The sequence below is a fragment of the Halanaerobium sp. genome (assembly GCF_003070835.1).
Window position 1 is genome coordinate 1 of sequence record NZ_QBLR01000432.1, and the last position, 2,178, is coordinate 2,178.

The following is a 2,178-nucleotide window of genomic DNA, read 5'->3' on the forward strand; positions in this document are numbered from 1 at the left end:
TTGCTGCAGAGATTAGAAAACAGGTTGAACGCCAGGTCAATGTTGCAGAAAGACTAGCTAAGTTTACTCCAGTGATGGAATTTTTAGAAGAAAATATGGATTCTTTACAGGAACTATTAGCAGCTACAGAGGATGGCGAAGAAAGTGAGGGAGAAATTCCACATTTCGCAGTACCAGGAACAACCAAAACTAAAAGTGTTTATATGGCTGATAGATTAGCTTAATTAGTTACAGAATTCAGCAAGGTTAGGAATGTATCTCAGAGAAATATTTTCGAAGCTGCTGTTATTGAGTATTTAAGGAAGTATGGTTATAGAGATGCAGTTAATTCTCTCTTGAGATAAGAAATTCAAAAAAATATGTAGGAAAATAATGAGATATAAAGAAGTAATTAATAAGATTAATTTACATTCAATATATATTAAAGTATAATGTATATATAAGAAGGGTAATTAAACTATGAATAAAAATCAAAAATACAAAATTATAGATGTAAGCAACTGGGAATTAATAGAAGAAGGAAAAGGTTATAGTAATTCTTATTGGCTTCGTGACACAGAATCCCGAAATAGAGCTTTATTTAAAATGCCAAAATATAATGAACATTATGATTGGTATGGTGGAGGTCACTGGGCAGAAAAAATTGTTTCAGAAATAGGGGAAGAATTAAATTTAAAAGTTCCACAAATTGATTTAGCTCTTTATAACAACAGTCATGGTTGTATTAGTTATAGGTTTTTAAATAAGGATGAAATCTTAAAAGAAGGCGTAGACCTAATGAGCTATGAAATCACTGAGGCTAATAGACAAAATTATACTCTAAATAATATTTTGAGTGATCTAAAAGAATATGATTTAATTGAAGAATTTATTGAAATACTGCTATTTGATGGGTTTATTGGTCAAACTGACAGACATGAAGAAAATTGGGGAATAATAGTTTCTGAAAAAAATGATATCACACCCAAATTAGCCCCAATTTATGATAATGCCTCTTCTTTAGCAAGAGAAAGATTACCACATCATGTTGAGAAGCTTCTTAAGGATGAGAACTTTTTTAGATCTTATTTAAGAAAATGTAAATCTTGTATTAGACTAAACGGTAATGAAAAAATCACACAGTATGATATGCTCTACTATTTAAAACAGAGCTATTCTGATATATATAAAGATTTTATTACTAAATTAAAATTACTGAAAGAAGATATTATTCGAGAGATTGTTTTTAAAGTACCTGAAAATTTTATGAGTGAAAACCAAAAGAAATTAGTTCTTAAGATATTAATGGAACGCAGAAGCTGGATGTTAGATTTAGTCGAGAAAGAAGGTGATTGATTATGGTAATTGCTAAACACAAAAATGAGCTTTTAGTTGTCTGGAAGGATCCAGATACCAGAGAAAGAACTGTGATTGGTAGACTGTGGAAAGAAAATGGGTTATTTCATTTTAAATATATTAGAGAAGATGAGAATGAACATGGCAGTATTGAATATGCACTTCAGATGGGATATAAGCCTATCAAGATTTTTGAAGATATTGATCAAGAATATACTTCTGACAAATTATTTGCTCCATTCCTTAATAGATTAAATGGTAAAGATAGAAAAAACAAGCCATTTGAAGCACTTAAAAGAACTGGAGGAAGACTGAGTACAGATACATTAGAATTTATGGAGCCTATTGATGAAGAAAAAAAATGTAGAACAGTTAAATTCAATATTGCAGGTTGGAGACATTATGATGGAGATAAAGCTTTAGAAAGCTTAGAATCTGGACAGGAACTTCATTTAGAAATTGAAGAAGATAATATTTATGATATGCATGCAATTGAAATCTGGACTAAAGATAAAGAGTATAAACTTGGTTATGTTCCAGCTGTTTACAGCAGGTATATTGATAAGCTGGTAGATGATGGAGAATATGATGCTGTAATTGATGAGGTTAACCCGAAAGCTGGGCCTTATCAAATTTTAGAGATTAGATTTAGAGGTAAGATGGTTAAGCCAAAGGTGGAAGAAACCAAATTTTCTATTGCGTAGGAAATATCAAAATATAATATGAATTAACAAATCCGCTACTTTAATTTGTAGCGGTTATTTTTTGTGTGCTCCGTAAATTATTCTGATAATAGGTGAAAGTCCTATCTATGTTGTGGCATGTATCATGTAGAAGTCAACA

General features: G+C 30.6%; 2 protein-coding genes and 1 pseudogene. All 3 read left to right on the top strand.

The window, feature by feature from the left end:
• Positions 1 to 224: pseudogene (locus CI949_RS20090) on the top strand (hypothetical protein); the annotation flags it as partial.
• A gap of 235 nt (positions 225 to 459) precedes the next feature.
• A complete protein-coding gene (locus tag CI949_RS20095) occupies positions 460 to 1,335 on the top strand; it encodes a HipA domain-containing protein (protein ID WP_134060219.1) in 876 nt (291 codons plus the stop codon).
• Positions 1,336 to 1,337: 2 nt separating this feature from the next.
• Entirely contained in the window at positions 1,338 to 2,039 is a 702-nt protein-coding gene (locus CI949_RS20100) for an HIRAN domain-containing protein (RefSeq protein WP_089717102.1), read from the top strand.
• The last annotated feature ends 139 nt before the right edge of the window (positions 2,040 to 2,178 follow it).